Origin of the sequence: Nostoc sp. CCY 9925, assembly GCF_963920935.1 — a bacterium.
Classification (GTDB): domain Bacteria; phylum Cyanobacteriota; class Cyanobacteriia; order Cyanobacteriales; family Nostocaceae; genus Nostoc.
In genome coordinates, this window is record NZ_CAWUDO010000091.1 from 12,582 (window position 1) to 32,423 (window position 19,842).

Consider the following 19,842-nt stretch of genomic DNA (forward strand, 5'->3'; position numbering starts at 1 on the left):
CAATAGATAATAACTAGTAAAAATTAAGCTGCGATCGCTTTATTTTTGTTTCGTTTACCCCTTGCGATCCTGTCTTCCGCTAATCGTTTGGCAGCATCATTAGTAGTAACTCCTTGCTGTTGAGCAATATCAAAAATTGCTAGTAATGTGTTATAGATGTTATGGACTTGCTTCAATGCTTTTTCTTCGTCATAGCCAATCATTTCGTTATAAACATTAATTAGCCCTCCAGCATTGATTACATAATCAGGGCTGTAAAGAATCCCTTTTTTAACAAGCATTTGACTGTGTAGCTGCTCATTCTCTAATTGATTATTAGCTGCACCAGCAATGATGTTAGCTTTGAGAAAAGGAATTGTATGGCTATTAAGAATTGCTCCTAAAGCGCAAGGGGCAAAAACATCCACGTCAAGAGAATAAATTTCGGACGGTTCTACAACAGTTGCACCATAAAGCTGTTTTACTTCTTCTGTTTTTGCTGGGTCTATATCGCTGACAAAAAGCTGAACCTCATGCTCATGTAAGTGTCGGCAGAGATTTTTACCTACATTTCCTAGACCTTGAACTGCTACTTTCAGTCCATCAAGTCTTTTAGTTTGCCAACGAAATTCAACCGCGGCTTTAATTCCGAGAAAAACTCCTAGAGATGTTATAGGAGCAGGTCCACCGGACTTTTCTGATAGCCCAACAACATATTGAGTTTCTTGACCGATTGTTCGCACATCATCAGGGGTAATATTTACATCTTGTCCGGTAATAAAACGTCCATTGATGCTGTTAACAAAACGTCCATAAGCTCTCAATAAATCATCCGTTTTATTTTCAGGATTAGCTATAATAACTGCTTTTCCTCCACCAGCCGGAATATTGGCACAGGCGGCTTTATATGTCATTCCCCGACTCAGACGCAGGGCATCTTTTAAAGCAGCTTCTTCACTAACATAAGGGAAGAGTCTTGTAGCTCCCATTGCTGGTCCCAAACTCGTGTCATGGATAGCAATAATCGCTTTAATTTCTGGATTTTTACCATGACAAAAAAGAACTTGTTCGTGACCCATTTCTCTAACAGTTTCAAATAGCAGCATTTTGGTTTCTCAATGTTGATTTTTGGGTTGATTAGCGCAAGTTTTTTGTCTGACGCTTTGAAGGTATAAGAAAATTAGGGCGGCTATCCTGCGGGTTCTCCCAAAGGAGAACCGCCAAGAGAAAGATGCTAAGTAGAAGGCTGTTGAAGTCAAACTAAGGGAAATGAAACTGGTTTGGCTGGAGTTTGAGCAGGATTTGATTTGATTCCTTGTGCTGCCAAACTCTTATTACGTCCACCGGAGGGTGCTAGACGATCGCCATCAATGACAACATCAATGAGAAAAGGAACATTTGAGGCGATGGCTTGTTCTAATGCAGGTTCAATATCTGACTCTCTAACAACTACGATGGCTTCTGCTCCCATACCACGCGCAATCATGGCGAAGTTTGTCGGTGGAAGTGTTGCGTCGGCACCTTTTAATCCCAAGATTTTCATCCCTTGATGGCACATGTTGTAACGTGCATCGTTGAGTACTATCCAAATAGCCGGAATTTTGTATTTCACAGCTGTACTGATTTCGTTATTCATCAGCATTGCACCATCGCCAACAATACCCACAGCTTTACTATTGTTCGCCAGTGCTGCACCCAATACTCCTGTGACAGCATGACCCATTGCTCCCACTCCGGTACTGACTCGGTAACGATTGGCTTGGGCAAATTGTAATAAATGTGTTGACCAAGTAAATGAGTTACCACATTCTGCCATCACTATGGCATCACTACCCTCAACAACAATCTTTTGAATTGCTGCCATCAATACTTCTGGTCGCACAGGATAGTCTACCTCTGGTGCAGGTGCGATGGCTTCGCGTTCCGGGCGAGGAAAGGACAAATGTGCAAGAGGAGTATCTGGGAAGTACTGCAACAGTTCTTGCAAAAAGGCTTTGATATCAGACCGCACCGCCAAAGTATCCACATGTGGATATGCTACTCCTGGTACTTCTGGGTCAATATCTACATGGACAAAGCCTCTTTTGGGAACTAAACCCGAACTCCAAAAGGAAGTTGGCTCGCCAAGACGGGTTCCTAATACGAGTGTGTGTAGTGGAGTCTGCTGTTCCATATAAGTCAAGACGGAAGTATGACCGCCTAGACCGGTGACACCCACAAACTGGGGATGATCTTCAGGAAAGATGCCTTTACCACGGGGCGAACACATGACTGCTGCTCCGGTTTTTTCCGCTAGTTGGCGGATTTCGTCTGCTGCATCGCGGGCACCGAAACCGACCCAGATGGCAAAGGGGCCGGATGATAATAACTCGACAGATTTAGCGATCGCTTCATTAGAAGGAGTTACGTGAGAACGAGAAACATCTAGTTGAGGCAAGGCTATACCTTCAACTAAACTTGTCTGCACAGCGGTGGGAATGCTCAAATGAGCGACAAATCCCCCCGGTTGCGCTAAAGCCAGAGCAAGTTTGCGAAAAATCTGTGGAAGTTGACCGGCAGATTCGATGGTGATTGCATAGTTGAATAGCGCTCCTGGGGTAAAAATTCCCCCACTGGGCAATGTGTATGTGCTGGTTTCTTGAATTGCCCAACGTCCGCGTTGTGCTGCGGAGGTGCAAGCCGATAATAAAATCACCTTTGCACCTTCGCCACGAGCAGCAAATAAGCCGGTGAGGGCGTTGGTGATACCCGGGCCTGCTGTAGTGAACACGACGCTAGGGCGATCGCTGGCAAAGTAGGCCTCGGTGGCTGCAAAGGCCGCTCCGGCTTCATGACGGAAGTTCAACACCTTGATGTTGCTATTGGACAATGCACCCCAAAGGGCTGCCATCGCACCACCAGCGACACCAAAGGCATAGTTTACTCCCAAATTGACCAACATCTGAGCGATCGCATCTGCAACTGAGGGTATTGGGGCTGTTTCATTGTAGAAAAAAGGCTGAATTTCCCCATTTTTATCTGATTCATCAAGCTGATGGGAAACGTCAGACACAGATTCTACATATTTGTTTGATGGAAATTCGTTGTATGGCTCAGTGGCAATTGGAGGAGAGTTTGAACCTGTATAATTTTGACTCATTGCTTTCAGGGAATTACATAAAGTTACACAAAGGCTGTTTCGTTGACAATCACAGCAGTGAAAATATTTAATACAAGCAAATCTGTATTTTTTCAGTTATGGCCAAGCTTAGTTGATAGTAGAAAGAGTCGATCGCTGCTGATTGATACTTGTGAGCGGATTACCAAAGAAAATTTTGCAAATCATACAGCAATCAGGCTGTGCTTATACAAATCACAATAAGGGAGATAAATACAGATGTGCAATCAAAAATCTTTTGATGAGCGTGTCAAATTTTTCGCTTCTATTGTGATGATTACGGTAATTAACTAATACTCAGCACATGCCAAGATTGATATTTGATGAGATCTAATCTAATCAAGACTAATGTGCAATGAAAAATCTTTTGATAAGGATGTCAAATTTTTCGCTTTTGTGGCGATGGCTACAATATTTAGTTAGCCATCCTGGAAGATTAATATCTAGCGATCGCTCATCAGCTATATCATTACATTTTCGACGAAAACTCTTTTGATTTTGATGCACATCAAAAGTGTTTTAGCTTACGCATCAGCAAAACTACAACAGCTGGGCGATCGCTAATGAGTTGGTAGGAATAAACACAACTATAATTAATAAGATTAAAGTCTAAGGAGGCAAGGCAGAGAAACTTTAGGCTTTTTCATTACAAAGATTTACATAGTTTAGTTTAATCACGCTGACTTAACTTATCGGTATTTAATTTCTCTGTTTACAGCGAAATCATAATTCTTAGTAGATAAGACTTTCAGCTAAAACAAGCTTCTAAGGTAATTGCTGTATCTTGTTAAAAAGTTAGCTTTAATTTTTCCTTGCTCGTAACGATCCAAGATTATGATGTTGTCACTAAATATAGTTGTGACTCAATCTATTGTAACAACAAAGACATTATTTCTTAATTTTTTATATTTCCTTTGATAGATGACTTAGTTATGAGTATAAACCTTTTGGCTAACCTACCTGGCAACTGCTATGTACAGCGTTTTTCAGCTCAATGAAATACACGGATACGGACACAATATTCCTGTGCCTTTACGAACATCTGTACCTCATTCCTTTGCAACCTGCTGTATGTAGGGAATTTTTTCATAGATCAATTATTAATGTAAAAAAATTGACGTTTATTCTTAAGTAGACTGATACAAATGTATTTCTTGAGGCAGATGACTAAGGGCATTCTTCTATAGTTAGATGCCTGAGAGTATAAGTTAAGATAAATTAAGAAAATGATTCGTGAGTAAAAATTTGCTCATTCAAGCCCAGCCAAGCAGGGCAAATTCATTACACTAGTACGGTATTTCTATAAAATGCTATGCGTAGCTTGCTTTTTTGCAGGATTATGTGGGATTCAAAATTCCAAAAGCTTACTTTATAAGTTTTTTAGCAATTTTGTAGCTTGCTTTCAGGTATGGGTATGGCTGGTGTATTTATGTCATTCGGTACTAGTTAGGTCTGATATTAGGTAGTTTAATTTTAAAATATCTTTTTAACTTAGTAGGTTAAGGGTTTTCAACTTTAATCTAATAAAGCCTATTGACAAATCTTGATTTGATTTGTCAATATTTTCTACGCAGTTCAAAAGCTTTTTAACTTAAAAATAAACTCCAACTATCTAAGTCGTTCGAGGAAACCCTGGTTAAATTCTTCACTTTTTAGAAGTTTTATTGGTATGATAAGTTTTGTAAACTTAGTTAGTAATTTTATTGAATTTCCAAACTAGTTTGACTTTCAGCAGCCTAACGCTCCATTAAGGATTTTAGGAGATTGGGATTATTAGCTCATTCACAGCTATGGTGCTGATTGATTAAAAGGAGCAAGTAAAAATATGAATTCTGGCGATCATACATTAACTACATCTAATACACAGTGGCTCCTAGAGCCAGAAGCAGAGATGAAGTTTGCTCACTTCCTAATAAATCGCGCTGTAGATGCTGCCTTCTGTTTAGGAGAAAATGCACAGTTTCTCTACGTCAATGATGCTACATGTCTGATGACTGAGTATTCGCGTGAGGAACTACTTTCAATGACACTCGATGATGTAGATGTAGACTTTTATCTACACAACTGGTCAGAAATTAGATCGCAAAATTCCCTTACTTTTAAATCTCGGTATCGGACAAAAGGAGGTCGGATATTTCTAGTAGAAATATCTATTAGCTATGTTAAAAACCAAGATATGGAATTTGGCTGTGCCTTTGTTCGTGAGAAAACTGATGAAATAGTAGAATTAAGTGTCCAAAAGTGGACTGATGGATTTAAGGATGCTAAAGACTATTTACAACAGGAAATTTCTGAACTAAAGGCTAAAGAAATAGAATTAGAAGCATCTCTATCTTTACTTCGTTCTACCCTTGAATCTACTGCGATTGGGATTGTTGTAGTTAACTTTGAGGGAGATATTCTGAGCTTGAATCAGAAATTTATAGATATGTGGCAGATCCCAGAGTCTTTAGTGCTATCTAAAAAATGCCCTCAATGCAAAACATTTTTTGAGAACCAACTTAAAGATCCACAAGCTTTTAATCGGCTCATTTGGGAAGTTTCTAGCCAATCTGATTTCGAGAGCTACGACATTCTAGAGTTAAAAGATGGGAGAGTTTTTGCACACCACTCTAAACCTCACTTGCTTGAAGGCAAAATTATTGGTAGAGTCTGGAGTATTTGGGATATCACTGAATCTAAACGAACAGAAGAAGCATTACGGCTCAATGCAGCTAGATTTCGGACTTTAGCAGAAACAACAGATGCTAGCACCTTCTTAATTCAAGATACGCGGCTTTGCTACATAAATCCAGCAGTAGAACAACTCACTGGCTACACAAAAGAAGAACTGCTAACAGGCTTCGATTTGCGCCGACTAATTAAAAGCAAAAAACGCAGACAGGTACGTAACGAGGGTCAAGCAGCTAAGTTTGAATATCAAGAGATGAATATTCTCACAAAAAATGGCACGGAACGCTGGCTAGCTTGTGCAGTTGCGACGTTGGATGGAGTGCTGGATTTTGGTGGAAAACCAGTTGAAATGATTGCAGGTATTGATATTACTGATTACAAATATGCACAGTTAAACCTTAACCAAGCTTTAGAAAAAGCAAAACAATTGAGCGAACTTAGAGCCAGCTTTCTTTCTATGGTCTGCCATCAATTCCGTAATCCGCTGAATATTGTTTCATTTTCTAATAGTCTACTAAAGGAAGAAGTAGACAAACGTACACAGAAGAAAATACAACCACTACTCGATCACATTCAAAAAGCTACTGAAGAACTCAGCCAGATGTTAGATGATATTCTGTTCTTCTCTAAGGCAGAATCAGCAAAACTAAGCTTTCAACCAAAACCGCTTGATTTAGTTAAATTTTGTGAGGATTTAGTTGCACAAATGCAAATGAATATTAGCAAAATTCAGATAAATTTTATCAGTCGAGATAACTCTCTAATAGTTTGCATAGATAAAAAACTATTAGAACCTATTTTGAAGAATTTGCTAGATAATGCAATTAAGTATTCTCCCTGGAATCCAGCAGTTGAGTTGAAGCTATCGTCCAAGAAGGACAAAGTAATTTTCCAGGTAAAAGATAGAGGTATTGGCATTTCGCTAGGGGATCAACAACGACTATTTGAGCCATTTTTCCGAGGTAATAATATTGATAATATACCTGGTACTGGACTAGGGCTATCGATTCTTAAAACTCTTGTAGACTTACATCAAGGTCAAGTTTTTGTAGAAAGCGAAGTTGGTGTGGGTAGTACCTTTACTGTGATGTTGCCACTAATTAAATAAAAGTTCAGCAATTGTGAGATATAAATGTTGAAATTCAAATTTAAAAAAGGTAATCAATCCATTTATATTTCCACATCGAGGAAAGAGTCTAGCAATTATCGATCGCAAAAAGTTTTGGTGAGAGGAAATGATGTATCAATCGTCAAAGAAAATTTTGGTAATTGAAGATGATAACGTTACCCGCAATCTTTATTTAAAAGGTCTGAAGGCTAAAGGTTTTGATACGATAGGTGCTGATAATGGTCTTGCTGGTATTCAAGAAGCACAAGAGCAGATACCCGATTTAATTATTTGTGATATCATGATGCCCGATATGGATGGTTATACCGTTCTCACAGCGCTACGCCAAAATCCTCTGACAGCAATTATTCCCTTAATTTTTCTGACTGGCAGTAGCACCAAAGCAGATCTACGCAGAGCTATGGAATTAGGTGCAGATGATTATCTTACCAAACCCTCTACACTAGATGAATTGCTTAGAGCGATCGCTAGCCGACTGCAAAAGCAAGCTAATCTTCAATACTGGTGTACGGTTCAATTGGAGAAACTTTCAAAATCAGTATTTGCAAATGATAATACTACAGCGATCGCTGAAAATGCTAATGTTGGCGAAGCCTTTTATAGAGAAGACTCCGATAGAGCAACCATTATCTTTCCTTGCATTCCTCAATTAAAAGAAGTTTTCGACTTCATCGAAGCCCATTATCATCAAGGAATTACTTTGTGTGATGTGGCTGAGGCAGTTGGTTACTCGCCAGCTTACTTAACTAACCGAGTAGCAAGGCAGACAGGAGAAACTGTTAACTCCTGGATTGTCAAACGCCGGATGGCAGGAGCTCGTTTCTTACTCCAAAATAATAACCAGACGATAGAGAAAATTGCCAAAGCATTGGGCTATCAAGATGTATCTCATTTCTCCCGCCAGTTTCGCCAACATCATGGTTTGCCTCCTCAGGCTTGGCGCAAAGAGCATCAAGTTGTATCGGAAAAAGAGTTGAAGGTGTTTGAAACGGTTACTCAATAATAGTCAAGTGGCTTCTCTACGAGACGCTACGCGTAGCTTGCTTAAGAGCAGGGGTACGCTCCAATTAAAAATTAAAAATTAAAAATTAAAGAGTTGGAAGTGGGGCTTGAACCCACCACTGATTGTAGACAACTGAATTTCATTCAGTGTGAGCCTGTATTCAAAATTAATCAATTCAATAATTTCTTTATTCTTCCTGCGTGAATTTGGGATTTTGAATCCAAAAAAAGTTACTTGCACATACTTAGGTTAATGGTTTCTCAACGTCTTCCTGTTTCTCTGTTGCAGCGTGTTCTAATCGCGCAGACATCATTTGTTTTTGCTGTTCTTGTAACCAAATTTCAAACAGTTCATTCAGTAGGCGGGCTTTCATCAATTCATCCAATTGTGCGGGAATAAATTTTTCTAGCCGCAAAATCACAAACCATTCAGCAATACGGGTAGGAGGTAATATTTGACCTGGTTGACTGCTAGAGAGCATTTGCACCATCACTGGATGTAGTGCGTTGAGTTCAACTGGCCCTACTAAACCGCCAGTTTGGGCTTCTGGTCCAAGTGAGTATTCCCGTGCCAAGTCAGCAAAAGAATTTTCTTTTGCTTGAATACGAAAGTAAAGTTCTTGAGCAATTCCCACATCTTGGGTTCGCAGTAGGGAATAAATTACTTTGTCAAGTTTTGACTTCGACTGAAAAAAGTAGGCCTCCAATTTATTACCCCAAGTGGCTTGCTTAAATTTTTCAATTTTCAGCTTTCGAGTGGTAATTGCTTCTAGTTGTTCATAACTCAGACCCTGACGTGCCATCCAAGCTTGGATGTCTTCTTCATTTTTCAACTGTTTTTCAGCGTAAAACTGCTGTTTAGCTTGGGCTACTTCTTCAGGTGTAAGCTCTATTGCCACATCAGTGGAGCGTGAGCTTTGCTCAATCGCCTCATCAATGATCAATTCCCGGTGCAATTGTGGCAGCATTTGGTAACTGGCTAGTAAAGAAATCAGTTCACTAGCTGCGATTTTACGATTACCGATTTGGAGCGCTTCAGTCATTAGCTTTGGTATATTTCAAAGAATATTTTGTTTGTTAAAGAAGCTATACTGTAGCTGATTCACTGGAAGCTTTGCCTTAGCCCCAATAAGTCAGGTACGCTAACCTCAATTTCAGAATAATTAAATAGTAATTTGCTAACATACCTTAAAATATACAATTTCTATAAGTTTTTATCAAAGATTCTACGTAAAAACTACCACATTATGAACAAATGGTTAAATTACATGTGCAAGTTTTCAGATTTTATTAAGATTTATTAAAGATTTTCATAAATGGAAAAAGGCAGCACATTAAATACTGCCTTTTTCTATGAGGAATTTACGCATCTCGCAGCCAAAGAATCGAACGTTTACAACGACTCTAAGTAGCTCAAAAGATCTGCCATTTCTTGGGCACTAGGCTGGAACTTTGGCATTGGGGGCGTATCGCCACTAATGACTTGATGAATCAGTCCATACCGAGATTTGTGCTTAGATACAGCTTGCAAACTAGGCCCCACTCGCCCATCTGCTTCCAAGCCATGACAACCGGCACAATTAATTTGAAAGATAGCGTGTCCTTGAATTGGGTTTCCTGTTAGGGATAAAACACTCTTGACATAAGGATCAGAGGCTTGAACCAAGTGAACAGCAAAAAAGCCCAAGGGCACTGCTAGCAGGATGGTCAGCACCAATAAAACGATGCGCTGAATCAAAATTTCGGGTTTGGTAATCTGATTATCCAAAAGGTTTGCTGTAAAAGTCTAGGTGTGCTAAAAAGTTTTCATTTCCTACACATAGCTTAAAAGTTCTTGTTTGTGTCTGCAAGCACAGAAGACTATTTTAGTATGGAAAGTCGTCCTTGCAAAAGGCTTTATAGCAGAGGATTCATACCAAATTTGGTAAAATCAAAAACGGGAAACAAATATTGAATAATTGCAAAGAGGAGACTTACAGTGGTTGAACCCCTGCTCTCAGGTATTGTCCTTGGTCTAGTTTTCGTCACCCTCGGCGGACTGTTTTACGCTGCTTATAAGCAATACAAGCGCCCCAACCAGCTGGGAGGCTGATAAAGTGCTGAGTTAGCAGTAGAGACGCGATTAATCGCGTCTGTACAAAAATGGCGATTAATTGCGTCTGTACAAAAATTAGGGGTTAGCAGCTAGAATTTCTCCCTTGCTTGTCATCTCGCGGTCGGTGAGCACAGCCGAACCTCATCTCTCCATCTCCTCATTCCCCTCACTTGCAATTGTGTAAAAAGTAAGTGATGTGTTGCCGTAAACTTTCTGGCGGCAAATTTCCCAATTGGGAATCTCTGGCGATGTCCAATCTTGTGAAGCGTGTTCAACTGCGATTTCGCCGCTAGGATCTAAAAGTTGATGGTGAGCGATCGCTTCTAAAACTGGCTCATACAATCCACTGGCATAAGGTGGATCGAAGTAGATTCTATCAAATTGCTGGCCTGATAACGTCTTTAACTGCCCAATAATATCTCCCCGCAATACCCGATATTCTTGTTCGGGATTAGCTACCTGCTGCCAATTTTGACCAATAGTGGCACAGGCTCGGCTCGATTTTTCTATTCCCACAACTAAGGCCGCTCCTCTACACAAAGCCTCTGCGCCCATTGAACCAGTACCAGCGCACAAATCTAGCCAGTGGCAACGTGTAATTTTTCCCTGCCAAATATTAAAGACTGCTTCCCTAACTCTAGCACTAGTAGGTCTAGTCTCTTTACCTGGTAAAGTTTTTAGCTGGCGATTCCCGTAAATTCTCAGACTCATTAGGCATTAGTCATTAGTCATTAGTCATTGGTCATTGGTCATTAGTCAGTGTTTAATCGTCAGCGGTGATTTTGATTTATTCACAAAGGATAAAGCCCAAAGTCGAAGCCAAGGCTTCCTTGGATCATAACTTTGTAAGAGAGGACAAATGACAAAGGACAAAAATAATTAGGCAGGAATTTTTTCCCGTACTTGAGCAACAAAATTAGACAGGATTTGCAATCCGATATTAGAAGATTTTTCGGGGTGAAATTGTACAGCCATCAGGTTTTCACGGGCGATGGCAGCTGTTACAGTTTGGGTACCGTGGGTGATGGTTGCTGCACGAATTTGCTCTTCTATTGGATCGACATAGTAGGAATGGACAAAATACACCCAAGGATCTGACGGTAAATGCTCCCACAAAAGACTTTTTGGCTGAGTCACTTGCAGTTGATTCCAACCCATATGAGGAATAGTAATGTCTGGTTCGGGACGAAACCGCCGGACTTTTCCTTTGATAATTCCCAGTCCTGGTTGGATACCTTCTGCACTTGATTCAAAGAGAATTTGCAGTCCCAAACAGATGCCCAAAAAAGGTTTGCCAGATGCGATCGCATCTTTGATCGGTTGTTCTAAACCACGCGATCGTAAATGTTGTACTGCGGGATCAAATGCTCCCACTCCCGGCAAAACTATTGCATCTGCTTGCTCTAATTCCTTTGGAGAATAAGTAACATTAGGAGTTGCCCCGGCTTTTTCCAAACCTTTGCAGACTGAGTGCAAATTTCCCATCTCATAGTCTACGACCGCAATCACTGGCATCTACCTGCTCCTTGTAAAATTATTATGGAGGGTTTTTCTATTCTAAATAATATTCCTATTGTAAATAATATTTGTTATGCACAAAAGAATTCTATTAACTTCTTTTGACACTTGGCTGACCGATCAACAGTCAAATTCATCTGATGATTTATTAATAGAAGTTACGAAACTTCAGCTGATTCCCCATGATTTAACTTTTTTGCGGTCGTTACCCGTAGATGTGCAACAGGCCAGTTCTCTGGTAATTGAAAAAATCAATGCCATCCAACCTGATTACATCATCTGTTGTGGCATGGCTGCCAGTCGTACTCGATTAAGTGTAGAATTAGCGGCTAGCTCTGGTGAAAGTGTTTTGCACACAGATGTTGATTTAGAAAAATTAGTCGCCGAAGCAGTGGCAATTGACATTAGCCACAACTGCGGTAAATTTGTTTGCGAAGGTCTTTACTATTGCGTCTTAGACTACTTAAACCAAAACAAACTACCAGCGCGTTGTATCTTTGTTCACGTTCCGGTTCTCAATGAAGAAAATTTGAGTGGCATTTTGGCTGATTTCTTATTAATTATTAACAATCTGGCACTTTCATCAAGTTGTTAGTGTCTGTATGTTCAAAGTGTTACCTAAGTATATGTTGCCGTTTTTACTAATTTTTCCCATAGCCCAATCTACACCTGTTACACCACCGCTTGAAGAAGTGGTGCAATCACAGCAAGTGCGGCCTTTACCAGGTAAGTTGGATACAGTGCCAACTTTTAACAGCAATAGTCCGGAATTAGTTTTAAAAGAAGGAATTTTACTTTCGACTTTTCCATCAAATGGCAAAAAAATTCCAACAGCACATCTGAATTTTCCCTTTCGAGGACGATTTGATATTTTTGCTCACCACGTAGCTAAAGCTCAGCCACCAGAAAATTTACGTTCTCTTTATTTGGGGATAATTTTGCATAACCCTAGTTCGGGGTCGGTGAAAGTAAATATTTTGCAGGCAGCGAGTTATTTGAGTCAACCCGATGCACCATTTATAGAGTTACCATCCTTTACCCAAAATCCTCTAGGAAAAATTTTTGCTGGCCCTGGCGATCGCGTCATGACTGATATATTAAGAGGACGACGACAAGAAATTTTCCCTGCCCAAATTGAAATTCCACCAGGGCAAAGTCGGATGTTACTAAATTTACCAATTCCGGTGCAGGGATTGACACCACCTCTAAATGGTCGGTCTACATTAATGCGACTGCGGAGTAATGGCATCGTCTATGCAGCTAGCCTAGCCATGTTCGCGCCTGTAAATGCTGATGGTGGTGAACGTGCGCCTACTTTGGAAGAGTGGGAAAATTTATTAAATAATGCTGATTTATCTAGTCCACGGGATAAAACCCCCACTCCTTTAGAGGGAACTGACAAGCCAATAATTTATGGGCGTGTTGCTGGAGTGGTTGCTGGTTCCCAATGGCGAGCCTTATTAGTAGATAATCCCAAAGCTAGGTATCTAACTATTCCCCAACCCGGCCAAATGTTTTCCTATGCTCTGAGTACACTGCATGGTGGTACCTTAGGAACTAATCAAATTCAAAGTGCTAACATGCTGGTGCGCTATCCTGACACTGCATATCGCGCTCATGGCAACTATGGAATTCAATATAGTCTGAAGTTGCCGTTATATAACAATACCCAAAGTCCTCAAACTGTGAGTGTATCGATACAAACTCCGCTAAAAGAGGATCGGTTAGTTAAACCAGGGTTGCGCTTTTTAAGTACACCAGCCCGTCAAGTATTCTTTCGAGGAACAGTACGGATACGTTATCAAGACGAGCAAAATCAGCCAAAAACAGAGTTTGTGCATTTAGTACAAAAGCGAGGTCAACCAGGAGAACCCTTAGTTTCATTAAATATGAAAGCTGGCGATCGCTCTTTAGTAGAAGTAGACTTTCTCTATCCACCTGATGCGACACCACCGCAAGTATTAACAGTTTCAACTCAAGCTGGAACTCGGTGAAAGGCAATACTGCTCGCTTTGTGCATTTTTAACTCGGCATTGGATTTGGGGTAAAGGTTAATAGTTCGACAAGCTCACCAACCGGGTAAAGGTTAAAGGTTTTTTCTTTCCCCCTTTCCCCTTCCCCTTTTCCCCAAAACCCGACAAGTATTGCGGTGAAAGGCAGAAGGCAGAAGTAAAAAAGTACTAATAAAAACTTTTGTTGTGGGTATAAAGCCCACTAATATACAAAAAATTTGTGCCGAGTGGAAAGTGCCACGAGACACAAGGTGTCCTTGCTTCAATCCCACGTTTTTAAACGTCGATTTCCTTCTGCCTTCTGGAATACAGATGTAGCTTTTACGACTAAGTATCTCCAGTATTTTTTGTCAATGCATTTTCTCTACTGACAAAATCCTTAATTAATTTCAAAGGATTCAATCATTTTTTCTGCGGTTGGCAAGAAGCGATCGTAATCATCTATTGCAGCTGAATAAGTGATCACATATGCTTGATTTCCCTTTAAAGTCCAAATTTGTAAATTTTTTAAACTCTTTTTTCCGTCTTTGCCAAAGAAAATCAATTGATTAGCTCGTTTCTTTGCTAGAGTTGTTTCACTTGTATTTACAATATTTGCATCAGATAAAGTAGCTTTTACTTCCTTAATAAATAAATCTTTCGATTCCTCTAATGTTCCAGGAAAATCTTCAACATTTATAGTCAAAACTTCTTGAAAATTATCTTTTTCAGTTTCTTTGGGCGATAAAAATGTCACTAATTCTTTAGTTATCAGATTTGGTGTTACTTGAATTTTCCAAGTTTCTGGATATTCGATTTTTATTCCATAAATATAATTTTGATACATCAAAAATCTTTGTCTTGGAGTTTGTAATTGCAATAACCATAAACTTATAGTAGCGACTACTGCGGTTATTCCTGCACTGAGGAAAAATTTCTGAGGTCGTGCAAGTTGCAAGGTTTTCTGAATTGTGGTGTCTGGTATTTTCTCCAACATTTCTAAAGCTTGCAATGCCGATGTTGCTGTCGAATAACGTTGACGGAAGTCATATAGCACCATTGTGTCTAAAATTTCTGCTAGCTGCTGGCTCACTTGTATTTGATTGCGCCAATAAATTTCTCCTGTATCAGGGTTTCTTGGTAGTCCTTGACTGCCAAAGTCAACAGGATTAATTCCTGCCAAAGCTTGGATACCAATAATTCCCACTGCATAGATATCGCTGCTCAATTGTGGAGTGCGACTAGCTTGTTCGCTTGGCATATAACCATAGGTACCAATGGCAACTGTAAAACTTGTTTGTCCTTGAGAATTAGTCATTTGGGTAGTGATTTGTTTTACAGCCCCAAAGTCAATTAGTACGATCTTGTTATCTAATTGTCTGCGGCGAATATTGGCAGGCTTGAGATCCCGGTGAATCACATTATGTTGATGGACAAATGCTAAAACTTCCAAAATCTCTTTTAGAAGCTTAATAGTTTCATATTCACTCAATCGCTCACCGAAAGGAGGTATTTCTTGAGTAATGTCATGACCTGGAATAAATTCTTGAACTAAATAAAATTCTTGATTTTCTTCAAAGTGAGCCAATAATTGAGGAATTTGGTCATGCTTTCCTAACGTTTCTAGAATTAATGCTTCCTGGTCAAACAAACGTTTGGCTTCCCCTAAAGTGTATGCATCAGTAGAAAGTGGTTTAAAATGCCTAACAACGCACTGCGGATTCCCTGGTCTTTGCATGTCTTGAGCTAAAAAAGTCGTGCCAAATCCCCCTTGTCCCAGTTGTGTGAGAATTTGGTAGCGTCCACCGATGGTTTGACCCTGCATTAAATTCCCCCTTGCTGCTGGAATTACTCATTCACTAATTTTGTTAATCTTGATTTTTGCACATAATCTGAGTGGGGAGTGGGGGATGAGGGGGATGAGGAGAAGTTGCAAAAAACGCCATAGGTTTAGAAACCTATGGCTAATAGCAAAATTGCTCTCAAGAGGACTAAACTTTATTGGTGTCTAAAGATTGAATATGTGCAATATATAACTATTATAACTTCTCCTCATCCCCCACTCCCCACTCCCGATTTTTCAAACACTAAATAAAATGACCATTGACCTATGAGTTTGAGTCTGTGCATGATTGTGAAAAACGAAGCAGCAACACTGTCTAAATGTCTAAGCAGTGTCAACAAAGTGGTAGATGAAATGGTAGTGTTGGATACAGGCTCAATCGATCGCACTCCTTATGTTGCCCAACAGTTCGGTGCGAAAGTCCATCATTTTAAATGGTGCGATGATTTTAGTGCCGCCCGCAATGCAGCTTTAAAATATGTGACTGGTGATTGGGTTTTGGTATTAGATGCTGATGAAACTCTCACACCAGGAATTGTACCGCTATTGCGAGAGACGATCGCCAGGGACGAATACCTGTTACTCAACCTTGTCCGCCACGAAGTCGGTGCAGAACAATCTCCTTATTCTCTGGTTTCAAGATTATTCCGCAATCATCCAGATATTCACTTTGAGCGTCCTTACCATGCCTTAGTGGATGATAGCGTGTCGGCAATTCTAACCAAAGAACCCCATTGGCAGGTGGGTTATTTACCAGGAATCGCAATTCTCCATACAGGATATCAAAAAAGTGCGATCGCTCAAAATAATAAATATGCTAAAGCCACAGCAGCGATGGAAGGATTTCTGGCTACTCATCCTGATGACCCCTATGTTTGCAGTAAATTAGGGGCATTATATGTGGAAACTGGGAAAATGACCCAAGGGATGGAGTTACTCAGACGAGGATTACAGCAGATAAACGAAAGTCACGCGGCTGGAGAAGAAAACTATGATATTTTGTACGAACTTCACTATCATTTAGGCATTGCCTACAATCGCTTAAAAAATTTCCCGCAGGCTATTTCTCATTATCAAACTGCAATTAAATTGCCAATTTATCCCATGCTCAAACTAGGAGCATACAACAACCTAGGTAACTTACTCAAAGCCGTAGGAGATTTCAATGGTGCAAAAACTGCTTATGTCGCAGCGTTGAAAATCGATCCGAGTTTTGTTGTTGGACACTATAATCTAGGGATGACATTTAAAGCTTTGGGTTTATTTATAGATGCGATCGCTTGTTATCAAAATGCCATCGTGTTAAATCCCAACTACGCCGAAGCCTATCAAAATTTAGGTGTAGTGCTGCTAAAAGTCGGCAATCATCAAGAAAGTTTGACAGCTTTCAAAAAAGCGATCGCCCTTCATGAAAAGCATAACCCCCAAGAGGCCAAAAGACTACGCCAGGGGTTGCAAGAGATGGGAGTTATGTAGATAAACGGGCATGGGGCATGGGAGACACAGGGAGATGAGGAGATGGGGAGCAGACAAGCAGTTTTTCCCCTCCGCCCCTCCGCCTTTTATACCCCATTCCCAATATATATATTTTTTTATCCCTCTTCAGAAATTTGCCATTTGAAAATTGATGTTATAGATTAGTGCTGAAGTTTTAATCAAACATCTAAATTAGCAATGAAAACCACCCAAATCAGTTCAACAACACAACAAAACAGACCCACCAAGACCAAAAAACAGTCTTTTCCTGGGATGAATATTGGTACTCCGAAAGTACCATTTCGCAAATCCAAGAAAATAGTACAGCAGCATGAATTACTTAGTGACTGGGAACACGCAAGCTAATTTACTACTTTCCATTTATTGTTACGAAGTTGCTGGTAATTGCTTGGATTCTTCCATGTCTCATAATCATTCTTCAAATTGGTGTTAGTAGCAAAACTCGACATCAAAAACACCCATTTTAAGTAGTGATTGAGTACAAACGCCGACAAAAAAGCCTGAGTTCTTTACTAAGGTTAAGGATTAGAATATTTCGCTATAGTTATATAGTTAACAGGCAACAGCTTTAAAAGGAGTTAAAGAGATGGAAACTAAGCCAACTGACCCATCACTAGCACTCACAGAAATTCCCTCTGGCTATCTCAACATCATGGGTTACGTTGATTCCTCAGAAGTCAATGGCCCTGGTTGTCGTGCAGTGATCTGGGTGCAAGGTTGTCCGCGTGAATGTCCTGGCTGCTTTAATCCTGACTCCTGGTCTTTTGAGGCTAACCAGCTTATTGCTGTTGATACTCTTGCCGAGAATATTCTCAGTAATCCTACTAACACTGGTGTAACGTTCTCTGGTGGAGAACCGTTTTGGCAAGCACCTATGCTAGCATCTTTAGCTCGTAAGGTAAAAGCTGCTGGGTTGAATGTAATGTCTTTTACTGGGTTCACCCTCAAGCAGCTACAGTCTGAATCTGCGCCGCCAGGTTCCCAAGAATTGTTAGAACAACTCGATATCTTAATTGACGGGCCTTTTGTGCAATCTCTGGCAATTAATTCTCCGAATTCTCCAGTTTCTTCTAGCAATCAACGGATTCACATATTTAACCCTGTCCTCTCTGACCAGATTACCTGGGCTAGCGACCAAATCGAAGTTCACATTCTCAAGGATGGTAGCCGTATTGTTACTGGCTACCGAGGTGGACTGGAATTGATTTAGCACCAAATTTTGAGTAGCAAATGAGTAGGAAGGAAGAATCTAAAAATTGAAGTACCCAGCGTTAGGAAACTCCAACAAATAAAAACAACCGCTTGAAGTTGCTGACTGTTGACTGTAAACAGTGGGATATTTTTTTATTTGGAAGTCCCGTTAATACCAATTCTCTATAATCTCGCAACAGATGAATCTTCGCATCTTTGCGTCTGGTGTGTCCCCGCGTCATCATCTGTAATTCTATTTTGGAGAATTGGTATTATTCTTTCACTTCCATAACTTTCACTGTAACCTCTCCCTGTCCCAACTGAATCGATAAATCTTGCCCTACTTCTAACTCAGACGCAGCACGAGCGATCGCCCCATTTTCCTGTCTCACCACCGCATAACCACGCTGCAACACAGCTTTCGGGTCAAGAGTTGCCAATTTTTGCCGCAACAATTCTAAATGCTGCTTTGCTTGGTGCGATCGCCCCATCATTACTTGTACCAATTGCCGACGCTTCCAAACTAGCTTCTGTGCCTCTTGCTGTACTTGCCGATCTAACCGCAAACGTCGCAAACGGTTTCGTAATGCTTGCAGTTTATTCTCAGCATTTTCCCCAAAGCCATGCATGACTTCATGCAAAGCCAGAACTCGCTGCCGATGCTCAGCATACAACTCTGAAATTGCGGGTACAACTGTTTCCGCTGCTGCCGTTGGTGTATGCACACATACATCTGCAACTAAATCTACCAAAGATTCATCTCGTTGATGACCAATGCCAGTAATTACAGGAATCGAACAACTAGCAACAGCTCGCACCACTCGTTCATCATTAAAGCAAGCCAATTCTTCAACCGCACCCCCACCACGCGATAGAATTAGCACTTCGGCGCGTCCATCCCAGTCAACTCGTTCAATTGCTTTAACTATAGATTCTGGTGCTTGCTCACCTTGTACTGTGGCTGGAGAAAATAAAACGTGTAAACCTGGATACCTTTGCTTGAGAGTTTTTTGAATATCGCCCCAAGCCGCCGCAGTTGGTGAAGTGACGACAGCGATGGTTTGGGGGTGGATGGGGAGCGATCGCTTTTTTTGTGGATCGAATAACCCCTCAGCCAGCAAGCGATTTTTGAGTTGTTGATACCGTAGCGCCTGTAAACCAACACCAGCTGGTAAAGTCTGCCAAACCGATAACTGATACTCTCCCCGTTGCGGATACACTCGAATACTCCCCAAAATAATTATCTGTTCACCAGGAACAGGAATCTGGGCAAGTTTTGGCAATTGGCTATTCCATATCACACACTTAATTCCTGCGGTGCTATCTGTATCTTGCAATGTGAAAAATAACCCACTGCGATGATGGTTAGCACTGGAAACTTCTCCAGTCACCCAAACTTGCCGCAATTGTTCATCTTGCTCTAATAGCAAGCGGATATAGTCAGTTAAACCAGATACCGAAAGCGCTGTATTAAGAATCAGAGAGTCGGGAAGGTCGAAAGTCATCAAAGATGCCTGAAAGCATTTGTGCTGAAGCGATTCTAGCATTTTTTATGAAAACCAAAGTTTATGCCAGTAAACGCTTGAATTTTTTGTATACATAATCATTGCGCTTATAAACTAAAATCACCTTTACTAAATTTTGATCGGGAAAAGACATGTAAACAATTGGATATTCACCACTACTAACTCTATAAAAACCCTGATAACCAGATAAGTAAGTGGGCATCAAAAAAGTCAGCTATGTTAAGATATATAATACGGAGAG

The 19,842-nt window shown here is 40.5% G+C and carries 18 protein-coding genes; 8 read left to right on the plus strand and 10 right to left on the minus strand.

Going from position 1 to position 19,842, the window contains the following annotated elements; translation table 11 throughout:
- Positions 1-23: 23 nt before the first annotated feature.
- The 3 genes from scyB to ACM0OY_RS31200 form a co-directional block, all read right to left on the minus strand.
- The gene (scyB, locus tag ACM0OY_RS31190; RefSeq protein ID WP_414572643.1) at positions 24-1,085 is read right to left on the minus strand and encodes a tryptophan dehydrogenase ScyB; all 1,062 of its coding nucleotides are present in this window, start codon (positions 1,083-1,085) and stop codon (positions 24-26) included.
- A gap of 149 nt (positions 1,086-1,234) precedes the next feature.
- A complete protein-coding gene (gene scyA / locus ACM0OY_RS31195; RefSeq protein WP_414572644.1) occupies positions 1,235-3,118 on the minus strand; it encodes a scytonemin biosynthesis protein ScyA in 1,884 nt (627 codons plus the stop codon).
- Positions 3,119-3,481: 363 nt separating this feature from the next.
- Positions 3,482-3,643, minus strand: coding sequence for a hypothetical protein (locus ACM0OY_RS31200; RefSeq protein ID WP_414572645.1), 162 nt, complete (start codon positions 3,641-3,643; stop codon positions 3,482-3,484).
- A 1,318-nt stretch (positions 3,644-4,961) separates the two neighbouring features.
- On the opposite strand from ACM0OY_RS31200, the gene ACM0OY_RS31205 reads away from it, so the two are divergent.
- Together ACM0OY_RS31205 and ACM0OY_RS31210 are read left to right on the plus strand one after the other, a co-directional pair.
- Positions 4,962-6,917, plus strand: a complete 1,956-nt coding sequence (locus tag ACM0OY_RS31205) for a scytonemin biosynthesis sensor histidine kinase (RefSeq protein WP_414572646.1) — start codon at positions 4,962-4,964, stop codon at positions 6,915-6,917.
- 127 nt (positions 6,918-7,044) lie between these two features.
- Positions 7,045-7,941: a response regulator gene (locus ACM0OY_RS31210; protein WP_414572647.1), complete on the plus strand. Its 897-nt coding sequence runs from the start codon at positions 7,045-7,047 to the stop codon at positions 7,939-7,941.
- 244 nt (positions 7,942-8,185) lie between these two features.
- Here ACM0OY_RS31210 and ACM0OY_RS31215 read toward each other — a convergent pair whose 3' ends face one another.
- On the minus strand, positions 8,186-8,983 hold the full coding sequence (locus ACM0OY_RS31215) for a peptidylprolyl isomerase (RefSeq protein WP_414572648.1): 798 nt from the start codon (positions 8,981-8,983) through the stop codon (positions 8,186-8,188).
- 350 nt (positions 8,984-9,333) lie between these two features.
- Positions 9,334-9,708 carry a c-type cytochrome gene (locus ACM0OY_RS31220; protein WP_414572649.1) on the minus strand — a complete coding sequence of 125 codons (375 nt, stop codon included), beginning with the start codon at positions 9,706-9,708 and terminating at the stop codon, positions 9,334-9,336.
- Between the two features lie 210 nt (positions 9,709-9,918).
- On the opposite strand from ACM0OY_RS31220, the gene petG reads away from it, so the two are divergent.
- Entirely contained in the window at positions 9,919-10,032 is a 114-nt protein-coding gene (petG, locus tag ACM0OY_RS31225) for a cytochrome b6-f complex subunit V (RefSeq protein WP_073643994.1), read from the plus strand.
- Positions 10,033-10,176: 144 nt separating this feature from the next.
- On the opposite strand, the gene rsmD is transcribed toward petG, so the two are convergent.
- Together rsmD and hisH are read right to left on the minus strand one after the other, a co-directional pair.
- The gene (gene rsmD, locus ACM0OY_RS31230) at positions 10,177-10,746 is read right to left on the minus strand and encodes a 16S rRNA (guanine(966)-N(2))-methyltransferase RsmD (protein ID WP_414572650.1); all 570 of its coding nucleotides are present in this window, start codon (positions 10,744-10,746) and stop codon (positions 10,177-10,179) included.
- A 168-nt stretch (positions 10,747-10,914) separates the two neighbouring features.
- Positions 10,915-11,550 carry an imidazole glycerol phosphate synthase subunit HisH gene (gene hisH / locus ACM0OY_RS31235; RefSeq protein ID WP_414572651.1) on the minus strand — a complete coding sequence of 212 codons (636 nt, stop codon included), beginning with the start codon at positions 11,548-11,550 and terminating at the stop codon, positions 10,915-10,917.
- A gap of 76 nt (positions 11,551-11,626) precedes the next feature.
- On the opposite strand from hisH, the gene ACM0OY_RS31240 reads away from it, so the two are divergent.
- Both ACM0OY_RS31240 and ACM0OY_RS31245 read left to right on the plus strand, forming a co-directional pair.
- Positions 11,627-12,148, plus strand: a complete 522-nt coding sequence (locus ACM0OY_RS31240; RefSeq protein WP_414572652.1) for a peptidase C15 — start codon at positions 11,627-11,629, stop codon at positions 12,146-12,148.
- Between the two features lie 31 nt (positions 12,149-12,179).
- Positions 12,180-13,547 carry a DUF3370 domain-containing protein gene (locus ACM0OY_RS31245; protein WP_414572658.1) on the plus strand — a complete coding sequence of 456 codons (1,368 nt, stop codon included), beginning with the start codon at positions 12,180-12,182 and terminating at the stop codon, positions 13,545-13,547.
- Positions 13,548-13,944: 397 nt separating this feature from the next.
- On the opposite strand, the gene ACM0OY_RS31250 is transcribed toward ACM0OY_RS31245, so the two are convergent.
- Positions 13,945-15,369: a protein kinase domain-containing protein gene (locus ACM0OY_RS31250; protein WP_414572653.1), complete on the minus strand. Its 1,425-nt coding sequence runs from the start codon at positions 15,367-15,369 to the stop codon at positions 13,945-13,947.
- Between the two features lie 285 nt (positions 15,370-15,654).
- On the opposite strand from ACM0OY_RS31250, the gene ACM0OY_RS31255 reads away from it, so the two are divergent.
- The 3 genes from ACM0OY_RS31255 to ACM0OY_RS31265 all read left to right on the plus strand — a co-directional run bounded on the left by ACM0OY_RS31255 (position 15,655) and on the right by ACM0OY_RS31265 (position 18,094).
- Positions 15,655-16,863, plus strand: a complete 1,209-nt coding sequence (locus tag ACM0OY_RS31255) for a tetratricopeptide repeat protein (protein WP_414572654.1) — start codon at positions 15,655-15,657, stop codon at positions 16,861-16,863.
- Between the two features lie 198 nt (positions 16,864-17,061).
- Complete coding sequence (locus ACM0OY_RS31260; RefSeq protein ID WP_414572655.1) at positions 17,062-17,229, plus strand: hypothetical protein; 168 nt, start codon at positions 17,062-17,064, stop codon at positions 17,227-17,229.
- A 241-nt stretch (positions 17,230-17,470) separates the two neighbouring features.
- The gene (locus ACM0OY_RS31265) at positions 17,471-18,094 is read left to right on the plus strand and encodes a 4Fe-4S single cluster domain-containing protein (protein WP_414572656.1); all 624 of its coding nucleotides are present in this window, start codon (positions 17,471-17,473) and stop codon (positions 18,092-18,094) included.
- Positions 18,095-18,347: 253 nt separating this feature from the next.
- Here the strand turns inward: ACM0OY_RS31265 and xseA are convergent, their stop codons facing one another.
- Both xseA and ACM0OY_RS31275 read right to left on the minus strand, forming a co-directional pair.
- A complete protein-coding gene (xseA, locus tag ACM0OY_RS31270; RefSeq protein ID WP_414572659.1) occupies positions 18,348-19,580 on the minus strand; it encodes an exodeoxyribonuclease VII large subunit in 1,233 nt (410 codons plus the stop codon).
- A 61-nt stretch (positions 19,581-19,641) separates the two neighbouring features.
- Positions 19,642-19,803, minus strand: coding sequence for a type II toxin-antitoxin system RelE family toxin (locus ACM0OY_RS31275; RefSeq protein WP_414572657.1), 162 nt, complete (start codon positions 19,801-19,803; stop codon positions 19,642-19,644).
- Positions 19,804-19,842: the final 39 nt, after the last annotated feature.

Bases quoted from the DNA above. Each gene is read 5' to 3' on its own strand.
- scyB (WP_414572643.1), bottom strand. From the start codon at position 1,085: ATGCTGCTATTTGAAACTGTTAGAGAAATGGGTCACGAACAAGTTCTT.
- scyA (WP_414572644.1), bottom strand. From the start codon at position 3,118: ATGAGTCAAAATTATACAGGTTCAAACTCTCCTCCAATTGCCACTGAG.
- ACM0OY_RS31205 (WP_414572646.1), top strand. From the start codon at position 4,962: ATGAATTCTGGCGATCATACATTAACTACATCTAATACACAGTGGCTC.
- ACM0OY_RS31210 (WP_414572647.1), top strand. From the start codon at position 7,045: ATGATGTATCAATCGTCAAAGAAAATTTTGGTAATTGAAGATGATAAC.
- ACM0OY_RS31215 (WP_414572648.1), bottom strand. From the start codon at position 8,983: ATGACTGAAGCGCTCCAAATCGGTAATCGTAAAATCGCAGCTAGTGAA.
- rsmD (WP_414572650.1), bottom strand. From the start codon at position 10,746: ATGAGTCTGAGAATTTACGGGAATCGCCAGCTAAAAACTTTACCAGGT.
- hisH (WP_414572651.1), bottom strand. From the start codon at position 11,550: ATGCCAGTGATTGCGGTCGTAGACTATGAGATGGGAAATTTGCACTCA.
- ACM0OY_RS31240 (WP_414572652.1), top strand. From the start codon at position 11,627: ATGCACAAAAGAATTCTATTAACTTCTTTTGACACTTGGCTGACCGAT.
- ACM0OY_RS31245 (WP_414572658.1), top strand. From the start codon at position 12,180: ATGTTGCCGTTTTTACTAATTTTTCCCATAGCCCAATCTACACCTGTT.
- ACM0OY_RS31250 (WP_414572653.1), bottom strand. From the start codon at position 15,369: ATGCAGGGTCAAACCATCGGTGGACGCTACCAAATTCTCACACAACTG.
- ACM0OY_RS31255 (WP_414572654.1), top strand. From the start codon at position 15,655: ATGAGTTTGAGTCTGTGCATGATTGTGAAAAACGAAGCAGCAACACTG.
- ACM0OY_RS31260 (WP_414572655.1), top strand. From the start codon at position 17,062: ATGAAAACCACCCAAATCAGTTCAACAACACAACAAAACAGACCCACC.
- ACM0OY_RS31265 (WP_414572656.1), top strand. From the start codon at position 17,471: ATGGAAACTAAGCCAACTGACCCATCACTAGCACTCACAGAAATTCCC.
- xseA (WP_414572659.1), bottom strand. From the start codon at position 19,580: ATGACTTTCGACCTTCCCGACTCTCTGATTCTTAATACAGCGCTTTCG.
- ACM0OY_RS31275 (WP_414572657.1), bottom strand. From the start codon at position 19,803: ATGCCCACTTACTTATCTGGTTATCAGGGTTTTTATAGAGTTAGTAGT.